Source organism: Streptomyces sp. RLA123, assembly GCF_056270165.1.
Genome location: NZ_JBWDOR010000003.1, coordinates 6,963,098 through 6,980,869 on the forward strand (window position 1 = coordinate 6,963,098; position 17,772 = coordinate 6,980,869).

Annotated in this window: 12 protein-coding genes and 2 pseudogenes; 8 read left to right on the forward strand and 6 right to left on the reverse strand. The window is 73.5% G+C overall.

Going from position 1 to position 17,772, the window contains the following annotated elements; translation table 11 throughout:
* Window positions 1–9: 9 nt before the first annotated feature.
* The 4 genes and pseudogenes from RV983_RS31960 to RV983_RS31975 form a co-directional block, all read right to left on the reverse strand.
* Window positions 10–963 carry a cytochrome c oxidase assembly protein gene (locus tag RV983_RS31960; protein ID WP_475989185.1) on the reverse strand — a complete coding sequence of 318 codons (954 nt, stop codon included), beginning with the start codon at window positions 961–963 and terminating at the stop codon, window positions 10–12.
* Window positions 964–1,103: 140 nt separating this feature from the next.
* Window positions 1,104–2,130, reverse strand: a pseudogene (locus RV983_RS31965) (6-phosphofructokinase).
* Between the two features lie 167 nt (window positions 2,131–2,297).
* Complete coding sequence (locus tag RV983_RS31970) at window positions 2,298–3,026, reverse strand: type 1 glutamine amidotransferase (RefSeq protein ID WP_475989186.1); 729 nt, start codon at window positions 3,024–3,026, stop codon at window positions 2,298–2,300.
* Between the two features lie 31 nt (window positions 3,027–3,057).
* Entirely contained in the window at window positions 3,058–4,296 is a 1,239-nt protein-coding gene (locus tag RV983_RS31975; RefSeq protein WP_475989187.1) for a MurT ligase domain-containing protein, read from the reverse strand.
* On the opposite strand from RV983_RS31975, the pseudogene def reads away from it, so the two are divergent.
* A pseudogene (def, locus tag RV983_RS31980) lies at window positions 4,286–5,004 on the forward strand (peptide deformylase). The gene RV983_RS31975 and the pseudogene def sit on opposite strands and share 11 nt — an antisense overlap.
* Before the next feature lie 14 nt (window positions 5,005–5,018).
* On the opposite strand, the gene RV983_RS31985 reads toward def, so the two are convergent.
* Window positions 5,019–5,669: a TetR/AcrR family transcriptional regulator gene (locus RV983_RS31985; protein WP_475989188.1), complete on the reverse strand. Its 651-nt coding sequence runs from the start codon at window positions 5,667–5,669 to the stop codon at window positions 5,019–5,021.
* A gap of 125 nt (window positions 5,670–5,794) precedes the next feature.
* Here RV983_RS31985 and RV983_RS31990 point away from each other — a divergent pair, with 125 nt between their 5' ends.
* A complete protein-coding gene (locus RV983_RS31990; RefSeq protein WP_475989189.1) occupies window positions 5,795–7,018 on the forward strand; it encodes an acyl-CoA dehydrogenase family protein in 1,224 nt (407 codons plus the stop codon).
* Window positions 7,019–7,703: 685 nt separating this feature from the next.
* On the opposite strand, the gene RV983_RS31995 is transcribed toward RV983_RS31990, so the two are convergent.
* Window positions 7,704–9,782, reverse strand: coding sequence for an FUSC family protein (locus tag RV983_RS31995; protein WP_475989190.1), 2,079 nt, complete (start codon window positions 9,780–9,782; stop codon window positions 7,704–7,706).
* Between the two features lie 782 nt (window positions 9,783–10,564).
* On the opposite strand from RV983_RS31995, the gene RV983_RS32000 reads away from it, so the two are divergent.
* From RV983_RS32000 to RV983_RS32025, 6 genes are all read left to right on the forward strand, one after another.
* A complete protein-coding gene (locus tag RV983_RS32000; protein WP_475989191.1) occupies window positions 10,565–11,098 on the forward strand; it encodes a winged helix-turn-helix domain-containing protein in 534 nt (177 codons plus the stop codon).
* A 189-nt stretch (window positions 11,099–11,287) separates the two neighbouring features.
* The gene (locus RV983_RS32005; protein WP_475989192.1) at window positions 11,288–13,444 is read left to right on the forward strand and encodes a SpoIIE family protein phosphatase; all 2,157 of its coding nucleotides are present in this window, start codon (window positions 11,288–11,290) and stop codon (window positions 13,442–13,444) included.
* Between the two features lie 171 nt (window positions 13,445–13,615).
* Complete coding sequence (locus tag RV983_RS32010; RefSeq protein ID WP_475989193.1) at window positions 13,616–14,194, forward strand: SRPBCC family protein; 579 nt, start codon at window positions 13,616–13,618, stop codon at window positions 14,192–14,194.
* Between the two features lie 98 nt (window positions 14,195–14,292).
* On the forward strand, window positions 14,293–15,732 hold the full coding sequence (gndA, locus tag RV983_RS32015; protein ID WP_475989194.1) for an NADP-dependent phosphogluconate dehydrogenase: 1,440 nt from the start codon (window positions 14,293–14,295) through the stop codon (window positions 15,730–15,732).
* A 79-nt stretch (window positions 15,733–15,811) separates the two neighbouring features.
* Entirely contained in the window at window positions 15,812–16,444 is a 633-nt protein-coding gene (locus RV983_RS32020; protein ID WP_475989195.1) for a nucleoside/nucleotide kinase family protein, read from the forward strand.
* Window positions 16,445–16,496: 52 nt separating this feature from the next.
* Window positions 16,497–17,519: an N-acetyltransferase family protein gene (locus RV983_RS32025; RefSeq protein ID WP_475989196.1), complete on the forward strand. Its 1,023-nt coding sequence runs from the start codon at window positions 16,497–16,499 to the stop codon at window positions 17,517–17,519.
* The last annotated feature ends 253 nt before the right edge of the window (window positions 17,520–17,772 follow it).

Sequence of the window (17,772 nt, forward strand, 5' to 3'; positions counted from 1 at the left end):
TGGCCCCGGTCAGCCCCGACCCCGCGCCTCCAAGGATGCCAAGTATGCGTTGTACGCGGCCAGTTCCGCGTCACCGTCGCGGTCCGCTGCACGGTCCTTGCGGCGGGCGTGCCGCTGTTCCGAGGTGTACCACTGGATCAGCAGCGCCACCAGCACCAGCACCGAGGGGATCTCGCTGAACGCCCACGCGATGCCGCCGGCAGCGGTCTGGTCGTCGAGGGCGTCGATCCCCAGCGAGGCCGACGGGTGCTCGAAGGTGCGGATCATGGGTTCGGAGGCCATCATCAGCGCGATGCCGAAGAACGCGTGGAAGGGCATGCCCGCGAACAGCTCCAGCATCCGCATCACGTACCCCGGCCGGTGGGGTCCGGGGTCGACGCCCATGATCGGCCAGAAGAAGACCAGCCCCACGGCGAGGAAGTGCGCCATCATCGCGATGTGCCCGGCCCGGCTGCCCATCAGGGTGTCGAACAGCGGGGTGAAGTAGAGCCCGTACAGGCTCGCGATGAACAGCGGGATGGTGAACGCCGGATGCGTGACCACCTGCATGTAGCGGCTGTGCAGCAGCGCGACCAGCAGCTCCCGCGGCCCCTTGCGGCCGCGCGGGGCGGCGGGCAGCGCGCGCAGCGCCAGCGTCACCGGGGCGCCGAGCAGCAGCAGGATCGGGGCCACCATGGACAGGACCATGTGCTGCACCATGTGGACGCTGAACATGACCATGCCGTAGGTGTTCAGCGCGGTGCACATCGCCAGCGCGATCGACAGCACACCGCAGGCGAAGGCGATGATGCGTCCGACCGGCCAGCCGTCGCCGCGACTGCGCAGGCGTACGACGGCGGCGCCGTACAGGGCCAGCGCCAGAAGACATCCGGCCAGGAACACCGGGTCTCCGCTGAAGGCGAGCCCCCGGCCGAGGGTGAACGGCGGGAGCTCCGTCATCATGCCGTGTCCGCCGTGGTCCATCCGTCACTCTCCTGTCGTGCCGTCCGCACGCACCGCGCCGTCGGCAATGTGCCGGTTGGGGCGGGTGCGCCCGCACCAGACTAGAACCGCCCCCGGCCGCGGGTGCGGCCGGGGGCGGTTCCAGGAAGGTGATCAGCTCGTCACAGCACGCACTCGGCCTCGACGTAGCGTTCGACCGGCACCGTCTTGAGGTGCTCGACGGCCTCGGCCAGCGGGACCAGGGTGATGTCGGTGCCGCGCAGCGCCGTCATCATGCCGAAGTCGTCGTTGTGCGCGGCTTCCACGGCGTGCCAGCCGAAACGGGTGGCGAGCACGCGGTCGTACGCGGTCGGGGTGCCACCGGCGCTGCACGTGGCCGAGGATCACCGGACGGGCCTCCTTGCCCAGCCGCTCCTCCAGTTCCACGGACAGCCGGGTGGCGATGCCGGTGAAGCGCTCGTGGCCGTAGGCGTCCTTGACGCCGGCCTCGAACGGCATGGTGCCCTCCAGGGGCTTGGCGCCCTCGGAGACCACCACGATGGCGAACTTCTTGCCCGCCGAGAAGCGCTCGCCGACCCGCCGGGTCAGCTCCCCGATGTCGAAGGGACGCTCCGGCACCACGATCGCGTGCGCGCCGGCCGCCATGCCGGAGTGCAGCGCGATCCAGCCCGTGTGGCGCCCCATGACCTCGACGATCAGCACCCGCTGGTGCGACTCGGCGGTGGTCTTGAGGCGGTCCAGCGCCTCGGTGGCGACGGTCACGGCGGTGTCGAAGCCGAAGGTGACGTCGGTGGAGGCGATGTCGTTGTCGATGGTCTTGGGCACGCCCACGATCGGCAGCCCGTTGTCCGACAGCAGGCGGGCGGCCTTGAGGGTGCCCTCACCGCCGATCGGGATGATCGCGTCGAGACCCAGGTCGGCGACGTGGCCCTTGGCCCGCTCCACGCCGTCCCGCAGGTGCTCGGGGCGGACCCGGGAGGAACCGAGGATCGTGCCGCCGCGGGCCAGGATGCCGCCCACCGCGTCGAGGTCCAGCTTGCGGTAGTCGCATTCGAGAAGGCCCTTCCACCCGTCGTGGAAACCTATGACCTCGTCCCCGTGGTCGACGACCGCGCGGTGCACGACCGACCGGATGACGGCGTTCAGGCCGGGGCAGTCGCCGCCGCTCGTCAGCACACCAATACGCATTGCTCGTTACTCCTGGAAGATCGATCCGGGCGCCGGACGCCGTCGTCCGGATGGACCCGCGGCGCGCACGCCGCAATACCTACGTTATCGAGCCGGGCGCGGACGACGGAAACGCCGCCCGCACTGCGGACACTCCCGGCCCGGGCCCCGTTCCCGGTACCGCTGCTTCAGGAAGGCTGCGAGGCGGATGCGATCCGCTCGGCGCGCAGCGCCTCGTACCACTGGTCGTCGACGGGCGGCAGTGCCCTGACGTCCATCGCCAGCTTGATCAGCATGTCCGCGATCTGCGGATTGCGGGCCATGACCGGGCCGTGCATGTAGGTGCCGAAGACGGTGTCGTTGTACGCGCCCTCGGTGCCGTCGCCCGTGCCGTTGCCGTTGCCGAAGCGGGTGCGGGCGAGCGGGCGTGCTTGCTTGCCGACGTGCGTGATGCCCTGGTGGTTCTCGAAACCGGTCAGCGGCGGCAGGCCGAGCGCCGGGTCGATGTCGGCCAGCACGTCGCCGACGCACCGCTCGCCCTCGCCGCGGACGCTGACCACGTCGAGCAGGCCGAGGCCCGGCTCGGGGCGGCCGAGGTCGTTGACGAACTCGTGACCGAGGATCTGGTAGCCGGCGCAGACCGAGAAGACGATGGCACCGTTGTCGACCGCGCGGTTCAGCCCGCCGTCACGGCGCAGCCGCTCGGCGGCCAGCCGCTGCGGCCGGTCCTCGCCGCCGCCGATCAGGTAGATGTCGCCGGAGGTCGGGATCGGCTGGTCGGACCGTACGTCGATGCGCGTGACCGGGACCCGGCGCTGGCGCGCGCGGCGCTCGGTGACCAGGGCGTTGCCCTGGTCACCGTAGGTGCTGAGCAGGTCGGGATAGACCCACACCAGGCGCAGGCTGGAGTCGCTCATGGCGTGTTCTCCTGTCGAAACGGGTCGTGGGTCAGTTGCCGACGCGGCGGCGCAGGTCCTGGAACGCGGTGTAGTTCGCGATGGCCTCGATCCGGCCCTGCGGCGAGGTGCGTACCGCCTCGTCGAAGTCCGCGCACACCTGGAACTGCAGCCCGGCGACCTCCAGGCGGACCGCCAGGTCCAGTTTACGGTCACCGATCACACGGATCGGGTGCCCGGTCAGCCGGGTGTAGTCCACGTCCCACAGCCAGGAGGTGTCGGTGCCGTCGGCGCCGCGGGCGTTCACCGACAGGATCACCGGCGTGGGCGGCCTGTCGATCAGCGAGAACGTCTCCAGCCAGCCGGCCGGGTTCTTCGCCAGCAGCAGGCGCACGTCGCGGTCCTGGAACTGCACCACGTCGTAGCGTCCGGCCACCGCCTGGACCTTGTACATCCGCTCCAGGGCGACCTTGGGGTCCACGCCGAAGGCGGCGGCCGTGGCGGCGGAGACGGTGGCGTTGGACTTGTTGGCGCGACCTGGCAGTTGCAGCTGGATCGGCCAGGCGGAGCCGTACGGGTCGATCACGTGGTCGCCGGAGAGCGCCCACGTCGGGGTCGGACGGCGGAAGCCGCACTCGCCGCAGAACCAGTCCTCGGAGGGGCGCTGGAGCACACCGCCGCAGGAGGGGCAGGACCAGGCGTCGTCCTTCCACTCCTGGCCGGCCGCGACCCACACCACGGTCGGGCAGGACGAGGCCGCCCAGGTGATCAGCGGGTCGTCGGCGTTGGCGATGATGATCGCGTCGGTGCCGGCCAGCCCCTCGCGCCACTTCTCGGCCAGCATGCGCGTCTCGGCGGCCCGGTCCAGCTGGTCGCGGGAGAGGTTCAGCAGGGCGATGGCCTTGGGGCGCACGTCCCGCGCCACACCGGCCAGGTACTTCTCGTCGACCTCGATCACGCCGTAGCGCGCCTCGGAGCCGCCCGCCAGGGCCGAGGTGATGCCGGCCGGCATGTTGGCGCCGAGCGCGTTGGAGACGACCTCGCCGTTGGCGCGCAGCGCCTCGGCGAGCAGCCGGGTGGTGGTGGTCTTGCCGTTGGTGGCCGAGACGAGCACGACGTCGAGGTGCGTCGCCAGCCGGGCCAGCAGGTCCGGGTCGAGTTTGAGCGCCACCCGGCCGCCGATCACCGATCCGCTGCCGCGTCCCGCCGCCCGTGACACCGCCGCCGCGGCCTTGCCCGCCGTCACGGCGAGCTTCGCCCGCGGCGACAGTGGCTCCGCGTTGCCTGCCATCGTCTCCACCATCCTCCTCGCGTCCGGCCCCGCTCGCCCTCCCCGGCGGTCGGCCGGAGCGCGTGCCCCGGCCATCGCACCGGCCAAAAGGCATCGGTCGCCGATCAGCCTATCCACTTCCCCTGCCGGCGCTGAAACGAGCCGCCCCCGTACGCTGGCCCGCATGCCACACGTCGCCATCCCCGGCAGCTCCGGGACCGTCCGTCCGATGCGGCTGCTGGGAGACCCCGAGCTCACCGCGCCCTGTCGCGAGGTGACCGCTTTCGACGCCGAACTCGCCGCGCTCGTCGAGGACTTGTACGCGACGATGTACTCCTGCGACGGGGTCGGCCTGGCCGCGAACCAGATCGGCGTCCCCCTGCGCGTGTTCGTCTGGGACTGCCCGGACGACGAAGAGGTCCGCCATCTCGGCCATGTGGTGAATCCGCGGGTGACGCACATCGGCGGCGTCACCGTGACCGGCCACGAGGGGTGCCTGTCGCTCCCGGGTGTGCACGCGCCCACCCCCGCCACGACGAGACCGTCGTCGAAGGCGTCGATCTGCACGGCCGGCCGCTGCGCGTGGAGGGCACCGGGTTCTTCGCCCGCTGCCTCCAGCACGAGTGCGACCACCTCGAGGGCGGTGTCTTCACCGACCGGCTCACCGGCCTGCGCCGCCGGCGGACCCTGCGCGCCGCCCGCCGCGCTCCGTGGGCGGTGTCCCGCTGACACGTCCGCCGGGCCTACCGGAGCGGCGCGCCGGGGCGGTCGCCGACCGCGGCCAGCCGGCCCCACAGAAGGTCCGCCAGGTGGCGCACCAGCACATCCCGCGAGCAGGGGCGTTCGCCGAGCCACCAGTCGCCGGCGGCGTGCATCATGCCGACGATGCCGTGGCCCCAGACCCGGGCCGCCTCCTGGCCGTCGGGGCCGAGGTCCAGCCGTTCGGCGATGAACCGGGCCAGTTCCTCGCCCATGCGGCGCAGCACCGGGGCCGAGTGACGGCCGACGTCGAAGCCGCGCTCGCCCTCGGAGGGGTGTTCCGCCGGGTGCATCAGGAAGCGGTAGACCTGGGGCCGGGCCTCGATGGCGGAGAGGTACGCGTGCAGGGTCGCCTCGACCCGGTCGCGGCGCTCGTTCGGCGCGTCCAGGGCGGCCCGCAGGTTGGCGAGCAGCGCGTCGGTGTGACGGATGGCCAGGGCTCGGTAAAGACCGCTCTTGTCGCCGAAGTGCCGGTACAGAATGGGCTTGGTGATGCCCGCCTCGGCGGCGATCGCGTTCATGGACGCCTCCGGGCCGTCCCGCAGCACGACGCGGTCCGCGGCCTCGAGCAGCTCCCTGCGGCGTTCCTCCGCCGCGGTCGCCGTTCGCTGGTCCTGCCGCTGGCTGGTACCCACCCGAGCCTCCCCGCCCGTTCGATTTCTCCCGTCTGCGCAACGTAACACCCCGGGTCCGGTTGACAGCGCTTACCAGCCAGTAACACACTGGCGTTACCGTAAGTAACCAGCACGTGGAGGGGACCATGGGCGGCTTCACGCTCGAGCTCGACGACGACCAGAAATCGGTGCGCGACTGGATCCACGGCTTCGCTGCCGACGTCATGCGCCCGGCGGCGGCGGAGTGGGACGAGCGCGAGGAGACGCCCTGGCCGGTGATCCAGGAGGCCGCGAAGATCGGCCTGTACTCCCTGGACTTCTACGCCCAGCAGTACTTCGACCCCACGGGTCTCGGCATCCCGATCGCCATGGAGGAGCTCTTCTGGGGCGACGCCGGCATCGGCCTGTCCATCGTCGGCACCGGCCTCGCCGCGGTCGGGGTCCTCGCCAACGGGACCGAGGAGCAGATCGGCACCTGGATCCCGCAGATGTACGGCGACGCCTCCGACGTCAAGGTCGCCGCCTTCTGCTCCTCGGAACCGGACGCGGGCTCCGACGTCAGCGCCATGCGGACCACCGCGGTGTACGACGAGGCCAAGGACGAGTGGATCGTCAACGGCACCAAGACCTGGGCGACCAACGGCGGCATAGCAGGCGTCCACGTCGTGGTCGCGGTCGTCGACCCCGCGCTGGGGTCCAAGGGCCACGCCTCGTTCATCATCCCGCCGGGCACCCCCGGGCTCTCGCAGGGGCAGAAGTTCAAGAAGCACGGCATCCGCGCCTCCCACACCGCCGAGGTCGTCCTCGACGGCGTCCGCGTCCCCGGGCACTGCCTGCTCGGCGGCAAGGAGCGGCTCGACGAGCGCCTCGCCCGGGCCCGGGAACGCGCCCTGGGCGGCGAGCGCGTCAAGAACGCCGCCATGGCCACGTTCGAGGCCTCCCGGCCCGCGGTCGGCGCGATGGCGGTGGGCACCGCCCGAGCCGCGTACGAGGTCGCCCTCGACTACGCGACGACCCGCACCCAGTTCGGCCGCCCCATCATCGACAACCAGGGCGTCGCCTTCCAGCTCGCCGACATGCGCACGCAGATCGACGCCGCACGCCTGCTGGTGTGGCGGGCCTCCTGGATGGCGATCGCCGGCAAGCCCTTCACCTCGGCCGAGGGCTCGATGTCCAAGCTCTTCGCCAGCGAGACGGCCAAGAAGGTCACCGGCCAGGCCATCCAGATCCTCGGCGGCAACGGCTACACCCGTGAGTACCCGGTCGAGCGCATGCACCGTGACGCGGCCATTTACACCATTTTCGAGGGCACCAGCGAGATTCAGCGCCTCGTCATCGCCCGCACGCTCTCGGGCGTTCCCGTGCGCTGACGGGGGGCGGCTCGGGGCCCCACCGGGGGCTCCGCCGACGCCCGCCCCGTCGCCGGGATCGCACGGCGCACGGGGCGGGCGCGGGCGCCGGGCGTCCGCCTCGGCCTGCTCGATGGCATCGACCACCGCATGCGCGGTCCGACGCATCGTCCGGCTCCCTCGCCCCGAAAACGATCACGGCGGAGCGGGAGGGCCGAACACCGCGGCGCCGACCCGTCGCCCGGACCGCCGTGCGGACGCGTTCCGCCGACGGGCCCGGCCCGTGCACACGCCGCGGCGCGTGTCTCTTCGAAGCGACTGCAGGAGGCCGTGTCCGCTCGCCACCGGTCGGCGCGTCCATCGGGTCCGGGGCATTCCCGGGGCGTTCCCGCAGGCAATGCCTGCGAGCCGCGCTGCGCCGGGTCCTGCGCCCGTGCGGCAGGATCTCCCGGCGCGGGCGGCGGGTGCGGTCTGTGGCGGTCGGTCGCTTTGCGGGTCCGGGGCGTTCCCGCAGGCACGGCCCGCGAGCCGCGCTGCGCCGGGGTCCTCCAGTTCGGCAGGATCTCCCGGCGCGGGCGCCGGGTGCGGGCGCCGGGTGCGGGCGCCGGGTGCGGGCGGTCGGGCCGCCTCCGTGCGGCAGTGAGGGTTCCGGGCCTGCGTTCCCCCGTGCTCCGCCGCCACCCGGTCCGGCGACCCCCGGGGCGCGTCAGCGGCGGCGGGAGGGGCGGGTGCGGGGGAGGGGGCGGAAGGCGGCTTCGAGGTCGTCGAGCGTTTCCACGAGGAGTTCGGCGCTGCGGCGCACCACGCGGTCCTCCGCCGACGGCGGCCAGTGCCCCAGCGTCGCCCGGACGCCGGAGAAGTCCGGCGGGCGCCGGGCGCGGACCGCGGCGGCGCCCTGGACCGTGGCGTCGCGCAGCGCGGCGGCGAAGGGGACGGCGTCCGGTACCGGGGGAGCGTCCGGTGCGGGGAGGTGGGCCTCCATGAGCATCGGGATACGGCCCAGGGCCGAGAGCGCGGCGTCGGCGGCGTCCGCCGAGCGGCGCGACAGCCCGCGGCCGCGGACCGGTTCGGCGTTCGCGCGGGCCACGGCCTGGTCCCATGCGAGCGCGGCGGCACGCGCGTCCAGCAGCGCGGAGCGCACGGCCTCGCGGCGCCCCTTCCCCGGGGCGCCGTGCGCCTCGAGGGTGGTGGCGGCGTAGCGTCCGGTCGCCACGATGCGCTCCGCGAGCCGGTCCCGCAGCCGGGGCGTCTCCCACGCGGGGAAGACCGCGTACCCCACCATCGCCAGCAGCCCGCCGAGCAGGGTCAGCAGGACCCGCTCGGGGACGGTCTGCGTCCACTGGGCGCCGGCCATGCCCAGCAGGAACACCACGTACGCGGAGACGGCCACCTGGGAGACCAGGTAGCCGGTGCGCATCAGCAGGTACAGCAGGCCGACCGACACCAGGGCCAGGGCCGCGCACGGGTACGGCCCCGGGGAGAACGCCTGCATGACGGCGGTCGCCACGGTCACCCCCGCCAGCGTGCCGACGAAGCGCGCCACGCCGCGTGCGTATGTCTGCGAGAAGTCCGGCCGCATCACCATCACCGAGGTCAGCGGCGCCCAGTAGCCGTGGCCGAGCGGCAGCGCGGTGCCCAGGGCGTAGCCCGCCGGGGTGACCGCCGCGAGCCGGATCGCGTGCCGGAGGACGGGGGAGTCCTTGCGCAGTTCCCGGTGCACCGTGCGGACGGTCAGCGGCACGAGTTCCCGCAGCGTCGGGCGCCGCAGGTGCGCGGTGTCCACGCCGGCGGGGCCCTCGCGGCCGGTCGCGGAGGACACGGCCTCGCCGAGCAGCGCGATCAGCCGCAGGCCGGTGCGCCGGGCGGGCCCGGTGAGCTGGTCCCCGGGCCCGGGCTCGACCAGCGCCACGTCCTCGGCTTTCGCAGGCACCCGGACCGGCTCGGCCTTGCGTACCGCCCGCGCCACCGCGTCCAGCACATCCGCCGCGGCGGCCAGCAGTTGACGGGCCCGGTCGCGTTCGGGTCCCTCGGCGGCCGCGCCGACCGCCGGGTCCGCCAGCGAGGCCAGGACCGGGCGGATGCGCTCGGCCAGAACGCGTTTGCCCCGCAGCGCCGGCGGACGGCGCCGGGCCTGGCGGGGCGTCACCGTGGCGGCGCTTCGTGCGGCCATCAGGGGCGCGGGATCGAACGGCGCCACCGGGTCGTGCCGCAGCCGGCGTGCGTAGTCCGCCTCCGCCGCGAAGGCGTCGGCCAGGGCGTCGCGTTGCGGCCCCCAGCGCCGTACGGGAAAGATCACGATCAGCGCGGCCTGCACCGCGCCGCCGGCCGCGATCACCGCCGCGTGCCCGAGCGCCGTCGCCACCGACGTGGGGAGGGTGACGACGACCAGCATCACCGCGATCGTCAGCGACGACACGAGGCCCGCCGTCGGGCCCAGCGCCCATGCCGTGCCCGCCAGGAACGCCCAGACCGCGAGGAGCACCACGAACAGGGCCCAGTGCGCGCCCGCGAGATAGCCCAGGAAGGTGCTCACCGCGAGCCCGGTCCCGGTCACCAGGGCCAGCACCGGCCGCGGGCGCCAGCTGCGCTGGAAGGTGGCCATGCCGGAGGCGAAGGCTCCGAAGGCGGACGCCGCGGCGACCACCGGGGAGGCCAGCCACAGCGTCACGCCGACCATGACGGCGACCCCCGCCGCGCCGCGCAGGGCGACCAGCGGCTCCAGCTTGGCGCGCTCCGGCCGCAGCCCCGCACGGGCGGCCCGGCCCACCGCGCGCAACCAGCTCATGATCCAGAGGATAGGACCCAAAGGGCCGGGTAAGCGCAGCGCAAGATCCGTACCGGCGAGCCCCGAGGAGGACCTTCCGTCATGACCGCCGTTGCCCGCGCTCCCCGCGCGACCGTGCCTCCTGTGCCGTCCCCGAACCCCGTGTCGCCCTTCCCGCCCGATCCGGTCCCGCCCTCGCCGCATCCGGTTCCCGGTCCCGCACCGGACCCGCTGCCCGAGCCGCCCTCGCGGCCGGATCCCGATCCCGCGCCCGAACCGCAGCCGGAACCGCAGCCGCTCTAAGCGTGTTTCGAAAGTCCCGCCTGTCCCGCGACGCCTGGCACGGCGCTCCCCCCACGCTGCGTCCTCGAATCGTCCGGGTAACCCGCTACGAGGACGGCTCCCCGCCTTGCGATGCACCGCACCAGACGCCGTGGGACCCACTCTCCGGGCGGTGGGGGCACCTCCCAGCGGTGGCTGGGGAGCTACTTTCGAAACACGCCCTGCCGAAGGGGCCGGACGGCCGGGGTCGCGCATTCGCGCTCAGGGCGGGCAGGGCCCGTGGTTCAATGGTTTTCATGGCCAGCCTCACTGACACCGCGACAGGTCGCAGCGACCTCGAGCCGTTCTGGCCGTCTCGGCAGGAGTACCAGTTCGACCGGGAGTGTTGTCGCGCGGTTCCCGCGCGGACCCCGGCCCACAGCTGACGCCACCGATCCACGGCTGCCGCCCGCTGTCGGTTTCCCGGTCGTCCCGCGCAAGACGTCGTCCACGACTCCTTCGCGCGAAAGAACCGAGACCCCATGTCGCTCACCCCTTCCGTCCCCGTGCCGGCCGGCGGCCGCCAGCGTCTGCGCGCTGTGCGTCCCGGCGAGGTCCCGCCGCCCGTTCCCGACTTCCTGCCGCCCGGTGCCACCTGGCTGCCCGCTCCGGGACATGTGGTCCCCGAACTGGCGGGGCAGCCCCCGATGATCGGCTATCTCGTCCTCGTCCCCGCGGAGCAGGCGGTTCCCGCGCCGGAGCCGCCCGTCGCGTCCGTGCCGTCGCCGCTGGTGCGTGTCGACGCCGAGCGGCGTGTCGCCCAGGTGCACGGCCGCACCCTCGACCTCACGTACCTGGAGTTCGAGCTGCTCGCCCACCTCGTCGCCCACCCGCACCGGGTGCACACCCGGGACCAGCTCGTCACCACCGTGTGGGGATACGGCCATGTGGGTGACGGTCGCACCGTCGACGTCCACGTCGCCCGGCTGCGCCGCAAGCTCGGGCCGGATCACCGCGACAGCATCGTCACCGTGCGGCGGGTCGGCTACAAGTACGCCCCGCCCGCGGTCGGCTGAGTCCCCGTCAGCCGCACGGACCGGTCCCGCGGCGGGGCCCGTGGCGCCGCCGGGGAGCCTCCGTGGCCCCCGGCGGCATCCACTTCCGACACGCGTGACGTCCATGGCATGTCACCCCACCGGACTATGGGTACGCTGTCCCCATTTCCGGCGCGGCCCGGCGCGGCGGAGGCAGGTCCGGAGGGCGTGATGGCTGAGTCTCGGGAGTGGGCGCCCCCGGCATCCGGGATACCCGTGCCGGCCGGCTGGCCGGCCTCCGCGGCCACGCACATGGCGCTCAACGGCGTGGGCGGCTTCGACTGGGACCTCGACCTGGACCGCGTCCATCTGGACGACGCCGCGCTGCGCGCTCTCGACGTGGGCCCCGAGGAGTTCGACGGCGACCCCCGGGCCATGCTGTCCCGGCTGACGCCGGACGAGGCCGCCGCCGTCGACCGCACGGTCAAGCAGGCGCTCGCCGAGGGCCAGGCCTCCTGGGGTGCCTACAGCCGGCTCACCCGCCGTGACGGGCGCCGCGGCTGGGTGCGTCTGCGGGGCCGGATCGTGCGCGACGGCGAGGGCCGGGCCCGCCGCGTGATCGGCGTCGTCATCGACGCCACCGACGAACTCGTCCAGGCCGCCGCCTGCCTGCGCGAGGAGGAGGACCGCTCCACCGAGAGCAACCTCGTCGTCGAGGTGACCGCGTCGCTGGCCCGGGCCGTGACCGTCCGCGACGTGACCGCCGCCCTGACCGGCAACCGCAGGATGGACCGGCTGGGCATCGCCAGCCTCTTCCTCGGCCAGGTCGAGGGCGGCCGGGTGCATGTGGTGAGCGACGCCAAGGAGACCAGCTGGGTCCCGGAGCTCCGGTACACCCGCATCGACGACGACTACCCGATGAGCGAGGTCGTCCGCACACGGACACCGCGCTTCATCACCTCGCCCGAGGAATTCGGCCGGCGCTACCCGAGGTTGTGGCCGCACATCGAGCCGCTGGGCGCCTCGGCCGCGGCCTATCTGCCGCTCATCGCGCAGGGCGAGCCGATCGGCGCGCTGGGGCTGCTCTACCGGCACAAGACCACGTTCTCCCCTCAGGAGCGCGATCTGCTGATCGCGCTCGGCGGCAGCATCGCCCAGAGCCTTCAGCGGGCCATCCTGTACGACCAGGAGCACGACCTCGCGCAGGGTCTGCAGACCGCCATGCTGCCCCGCACGATCCCGGACGTCCCGGGCGCCGAGATAGCCGTGCGCTACCGTTCCGCGCGGCTGGCCCGGGACATCGGCGGCGACTGGTACGACGTCGTGGCGGTCCCCGGGGGCCGGGTCGCCGTCGTCATCGGCGACGTCCAGGGACACGACACGCACGCCGCCGCCGTCATGGGGCAGTTGCGGATAGCCCTGCGCGCCTACGCCGCCGAGGGCCACCCGCCGGCCAGCGTCATGGCCCGCGCCTCCGCCTTCCTGCACGAGCTGGACACCGACCGCTTCGCCACCTGCCTGTACGCGCAGGCCGACCCCGCCACCGGCGCCACCCTCGTGGTCCGGGCCGGGCACATCGACCCGCTCGTGCGGCAGGCGGACGGCACCGTCCGCGTACTGCCCACCTCCGGTGGGCTCCCGCTCGGGCTGTCCGCGCAGTTCGGCCGACCCGAGTACCCGGTGACCGCGGCCGAACTCGCCCCGGGCGAAACGCTTCTGATGTTCAGTGACGGACTCGTCGAGCGGCCGGGCGCCGACCTCGACGACGGCGTGCGCCTGCTGGCCGGGGCGCTGCGCGACGGGCCCTGCGGGCTGCAGAACCTCGCCGACCACCTGACCACCGTCATGGGCGAGCCGGCCACCGAGGACGACATGGCGCTGCTCCTGCTGCGCCGCGACGGTGACGCCGCGTCGGCCCCCGCCCTCCGCCGGCACCAGCACGTCGCCCCGGGGGACCCGCGGGCGCTCGCCGGGGCCCGCGCCATGGTCCGGGACGCCATGGCGGCGTGGGGCATGCCCGGCCGCGCCGACGAGGCCGAGCTCGCCGCCGACGAACTGATCACCAACGCCCTGGTGCACACCGACGGCGGCGCCGTGCTCACCCTGCGCCTGCTCCCCGACCCGGCATCGGCACCGGCAGCCGCCCCGGCGCACGACGGCGCCGGTCCCACCCGGCGGCTGCGCATCGAGGTGCACGACCTGGCCGCGAACTGGCCGCGCCGCCGGCGGCCCGGCGACGGCGAGCTGTCCGGCCGCGGGCTGCTGCTGGTGGACCTGCTCGCCGACGCCTGGGGCGTGGAACCGCACGGCTCCGGAAAGTCCGTGTGGTGCGAGTTCCACGACCGGAGTGCCGCCGGCGAACCCGCCCCCGGTACCCCGGCCGGCTGAAAGCACGCGCCTGGGTTCCCCCCGAAGGGCGTTTCGGCCGGTCACAGGCCTCGCATTCACCCGTACGGCTCACCCGCCACGACACGCCGCCATTTCCCCCGCACGCTGTCGGTGAGGAGCCAAGAGGGAACTGCTCACATGCTGGCCGCGCCGGCACCGGGGAGGTCTGCGATGCCGACGGTGTCTACAAGCGTGATCGTCACCCGAACCGTGGAAGAGGTCTTCGACTTCCTGGCCGACGCCCGCAACCTTCAGGTGTGGAGTTCGGGCGTGGCCGCCGTCTCGACGGAGTGCGTGCCACCGGGGGAGCGGGCCGTGTACCGCTACCACTACCCGGGCCGCCACCGCGAACACCGGCTGGTCTGCTCGGTCTACCAGCCCTGCCGCAGGATCACCTACCGGGGGCGGCGGATGTGGAGCCCCCTGGGCACCCAGGTCCCCGAGTACGCCTTCCGTGTGCTGCCCCACACACAGGGCTCGTTCGTGCAGCTCAGCGTCACCAGCACGCTCGGCGGGGGCATGCTGCTGCTGGCCCCCTTTCTCGGCTGGGCGTGGCGCCGGGACCTCCCGGAGGACGCACGCCGGTTCCGCGAGGTGCTCGGCAGTCCCATGGTGGCGCCCCCGCAGCCGCCCCCGCCGGCCGGACAGGTACGGGCCGGCGCCCCGCGCGCCCCGGCCGCCGCGGCAATGCTCCCGGCGGCCGCACTGCCTCGTCTAGCAGGTCAGGACCGCATAGGCACGGGCACCTGACGGATCCGCCCGAAGTTCCCTCGATCCGGGTACTTCGCTGACAGGCTGGACGCCGTAGGTGCCCCACCCCTGCACGACTGAACAGAGAGGACCCGCAGATGGCGGAGCAGGCCCGCATCGGCGTCACCGGACTGGCGGTCATGGGCCGCAACCTGGCCAGGAACCTCGCGCGGCACGGTCACCCGGTGGCCCTGCACAACCGCACTCCGGCAAGGACGCGGTCCCTGGTCGAGGAGTTCGGCGGCGAGGGCGAATTCCACCCCGCGGAGACCCTCAAGGAGTTCGTCGACTCCCTCGAACGTCCCCGGCGCATCATCATCATGGTCAAGGCCGGTGCCCCCACCGACGCCGTGATCGACGAGCTCGTGCCGCTGCTCGAACAGGGCGACATGGTCGTCGACGGCGGCAACGCCGACTACCGCGACACCCGCCGCCGGGAGCAGGCACTGCGCGAGCAGGGCCTGCACTTCGTCGGCACCGGCATCTCCGGCGGCGAGGAGGGCGCCCTCAACGGGCCCTCGATCATGCCGGGTGGTTCGGCCGAGTCCTACGAGTCCCTCGGCCCGATCCTGGAGGACATCGCCGCCAAGGTCGACGGCGTCCCGTGCTGCACGCACGTGGGCCCCGACGGCGCCGGGCACTTCGTGAAGATGGTGCACAACGGCATCGAGTACGCCGACATGCAGCTCATCGCCGAGGCGTACGACCTGCTGCGGCATGCGGCGGGCAAGCGGCCGGGCGAGATCGCGGACATCTTCCGGACGTGGAACTCCGGGCGCCTGGAGTCGTACCTCGTGGAGATCACGGCCGAGGTGCTGGCGCACACCGACGCGGAGACCGGCAAGCCGTTCGTCGACGTGGTCCTCGACCGCGCCGAGCAGAAGGGCACCGGCCGCTGGACCGTGCAGAACGCGCTCGACTTCGGTGTCCCGGCGTCCGGTATCGCCGAGGCCGTGTTCGCCCGCTCGCTGTCCGGCAGCACCGAACTGCGCGAGGCCAGCGGCGGACTGCCGGGACCGGGTGAGACCTGGCTGGACAGCGCGGCGAGCGACCGCTTCGCCGCCGATGTCGAGGAAGCGCTGTACGCCTCGAAGATCGTCGCCTACGCCCAGGGCTTCAACCTCATCCAGGCCGGCAGCGCGGAGTTCGGCTGGGAGGTCGACCCGGGCGCCATGGCCACCATCTGGCGCGGTGGTTGCATCATCCGGGCCCGCTTCCTGAACCGCATCAAGGAGGCGTACGACTCCGATCCCGGCCGGGCCACCCTGCTGACGGACTCCCACTTCGCCGACGCGCTCGGCTCCGCCCAGGACGCCTGGCGCCGCGTCGTCACCACCGCCACCCAACTGGGCGTTCCCGCGCCCGGGTTCTCCGCCGCGCTCGCGTACTACGACGCGCTGCGCGCGGAGCGGCTGCCCGCCGCGCTCGTCCAGGGGCTGCGGGACTTCTTCGGGGCGCACACCTACGGGCGCGTCGACAAGCCGGGCGCGTTCCACACGCTGTGGGGCGGGGACCGCTCGGAGATCTCCGCCGGCTGAGTCGCGGCCCGTCCACCCGCCGCTCGTCCACCCGCCCCCGCGAGGGCGGGTGGACCGGCGGGCCCGGCACAATGGGGGCGTGCGACTGACCCCCGTGAGCTGGGAACGGCTGACCGAAGCGCTGGCCGACCGCGTGGTGGAACTGAGGCCGCAGGACGGGGGAGAGCGCCCGCGCGTGGCCGTCGACGGGGCTCCCGCGGCGCGTCCCGAGGCACTGGCGGAAAGCCTCGCGGACGCCCTGCGGCTGCGCGGGCGGCCGGTGCTGAGGGTCACCGCGCGGACGTACTGGCGGCCCGCGTCGCAGCGTTTCGAGCTGGGGCGCCAGGACCCGGACGCCTACTACGACCGCTGGCTCGACACCGGCGCGCTGTGGCGCGAGGTGTTCGACCCGCTCGCGCCCGGCGGCAGCGGGCGGGTGCTGCCCTCGCGCTGGAACCCGGAGACGGACCGCGCGACCCGCGCCGCGTACGAGGAACTGCCGCCGGGCGGCGTACTGCTCCTGGAGGGCGCGCTGTTGCAGGGCTACGGGTTCCCGTTCGACCTGAGCGTGCACCTGCGGATGTCGCATGCGGCGCTGGCCCGCCGGACCGCGGAGGAGGAGCGCTGGACGCTGCCGGCCTACGAGCGGTACGAGCGGGAGGCCGCGCCGGGGGAGACCGCGGACATCCTCGTCCATACCGACGACCCCCGGCATCCGGCGTGGACGGGCTGACCGGGCGCCGCTTGCAGCCGCCCCACGGCGACCGTTAGCGTCCCGGAGCACCATGACTGTCGCCATAGCTCCGCTGACCGCCGAGCACGTTCCCGAGGCCGCCGCACTGCTGGACCGCTGGTACGGGAAGGCCCGAAGAGGGCTGCCGCTCCAGCCGGGACGGGCCGCGGTCTCGCCGGGCGGCGAGGAACTGCTCGGGAAGATGCTCGCCGAGCCGCGCACGGAGGCGGTCGCCTCCCGCGGTGGCGACGCCGCCATGACCGGGTACCTCGCGGCGACCCCGCTGGACCTCGCCGACGACGACCGCGCGGCACTGCGCGCCCACCCGCGCTCGGCGCTGGTGGGGTACGGCGGGCACGCGCTGCGCGGCGGCCGGGTGGACGTGCGGGACGACGTGCTGCGGGGGCTGTACGCGACCGTGGCGCAGCGGCTGGTCGCGGACCGCCGGTATGTGCACTACGTGGACCTGCCCGCCGACGACGAGGCGGCGCTCGCCTGGTTCCGGTGCGGTTTCGGGCTGGAGCGGGTCCGCGGTCTGATGGCCGTGCGGCCCAAGGGCCGCCAGCCGCGCGGTGTGGACGCACTGTCGGTGCGCCGGGCGGGGCCGGGGGACCTGGACCGGATCGGGCGGATGGCGGTGGAGGCGGCCCGCGCCGACCGCGGCTCCGCGGTGTTCCGCCCGCAGTCCGAGCCGGCGCTCGCCGCTCTGCGCAGGCACTACGCGGGCGCGCTGGCCGATTCCCGCAGCGGTGCATGGGTGGCGCTCCGGCGGGGCGAGGAGATCGGCATGGTGGTGCTGATCCCGGCGGAGCCGGGCCCGGTGGTGCCGGAGGGGTGCGTCGAGCTGGTCGAGGCGTACGTGACGCATGTCGCCCGCGGCGAGGGCATCAGCCGGGTCCTGCTGGCCACCGCGCTGGCGTGGGCGTACGACCACGGGTACCGGCACATCACGGCGAGCTGGTCCGCGGGCTCGCCGGTGTCCGCGGCGAACTGGCCCGCGGTGGGGTTCCGCCCCGTGGCGTACCGGCTGCAGCGGGTGCTCGACCCGCGGATGTGCGCGACCCCACAGCGCTGAGGCGTTCGATGGTGAGAAACACTCTCCTTGACTGTTAAACTTTCTAGGGATCGCACCGTGAAGAATCGTTACCGCTGCGCTCCCCTGTGACTGCCCCGGCCAGATCCCCCCGTCCTGGCCGGGGCTTCTCCTTTTTGGTCTAGACATGAACAACTCATCGGAGTGGCTCCACGTTTGGTCCAGACCAAGCCGGTCCTGCAGGCTCCGCAACTGCTCTCAGAACTCCCCCACGTTCTCCGAGGAGCGAAGCACG

Bases quoted from the DNA above. Each gene is read 5' to 3' on its own strand.
- RV983_RS31960 (WP_475989185.1), bottom strand. From the start codon at position 963: ATGGACCACGGCGGACACGGCATGATGACGGAGCTCCCGCCGTTCACC.
- RV983_RS32000 (WP_475989191.1), top strand. From the start codon at position 10,565: ATGTCGCTCACCCCTTCCGTCCCCGTGCCGGCCGGCGGCCGCCAGCGT.
- RV983_RS32025 (WP_475989196.1), top strand. From the start codon at position 16,497: ATGACTGTCGCCATAGCTCCGCTGACCGCCGAGCACGTTCCCGAGGCC.
- RV983_RS31995 (WP_475989190.1), bottom strand. From the start codon at position 9,782: ATGAGCTGGTTGCGCGCGGTGGGCCGGGCCGCCCGTGCGGGGCTGCGG.
- gndA (WP_475989194.1), top strand. From the start codon at position 14,293: ATGGCGGAGCAGGCCCGCATCGGCGTCACCGGACTGGCGGTCATGGGC.
- RV983_RS31970 (WP_475989186.1), bottom strand. From the start codon at position 3,026: ATGAGCGACTCCAGCCTGCGCCTGGTGTGGGTCTATCCCGACCTGCTC.
- RV983_RS32005 (WP_475989192.1), top strand. From the start codon at position 11,288: ATGGCTGAGTCTCGGGAGTGGGCGCCCCCGGCATCCGGGATACCCGTG.
- RV983_RS31975 (WP_475989187.1), bottom strand. From the start codon at position 4,296: ATGGCAGGCAACGCGGAGCCACTGTCGCCGCGGGCGAAGCTCGCCGTG.
- RV983_RS32010 (WP_475989193.1), top strand. From the start codon at position 13,616: ATGCCGACGGTGTCTACAAGCGTGATCGTCACCCGAACCGTGGAAGAG.
- RV983_RS31990 (WP_475989189.1), top strand. From the start codon at position 5,795: ATGGGCGGCTTCACGCTCGAGCTCGACGACGACCAGAAATCGGTGCGC.